The following is a 399-nucleotide window of genomic DNA, read 5'->3' as shown; positions in this document are numbered from 1 at the left end:
CGCAATGCATCCGGTAACGCGCAAAATCATTGGCGGCGCGCGCGGCCTGTCAGCGGCCGATGCCTTCAACGGCCTCTATGCGCTTCAGGCCTACAAGGCCAAGCTCGCCCCGATCATCGCCTCTGTCGACCTTTTCTGTGTGCCGACGGCACCAACGCATTACGCTCTCCAGGCGGTGCTTGCCGATCCGATCACCACCAACAGTCGGCACGGTACCTATACAAATTTCGTCAATCTGCTCGATATGTGCGGCATCGCCGTGCCGACCGGCAAGCGCGACGATGGGCTGCCGATGAGCGTGACCCTGCTGGGTATGGTGGGCAAGGATTGGCTCACGGCGTCGCTCGCGCGCGACGTTCATGCCATGAGCGCTCTTCCGCTCGGCGCGACCGGCTGGGC

1 protein-coding gene is annotated in these 399 nt (G+C 63.4%); it reads left to right on the top strand.

Annotated elements, in window-relative coordinates; genetic code table 11:
• Positions 1 to 399, top strand: a 399-nt coding sequence (locus EN786_RS36240; RefSeq protein WP_246688844.1) for an amidase family protein, incomplete at both ends; no start/stop codon positions are given.

The sequence above is a fragment of the Mesorhizobium sp. M4B.F.Ca.ET.143.01.1.1 genome (assembly GCF_004792275.1).
Classification (GTDB): domain Bacteria; phylum Pseudomonadota; class Alphaproteobacteria; order Rhizobiales; family Rhizobiaceae; genus Mesorhizobium; species Mesorhizobium abyssinicae.
This window is presented reverse-complemented; position numbering and strand designations above follow the sequence as displayed.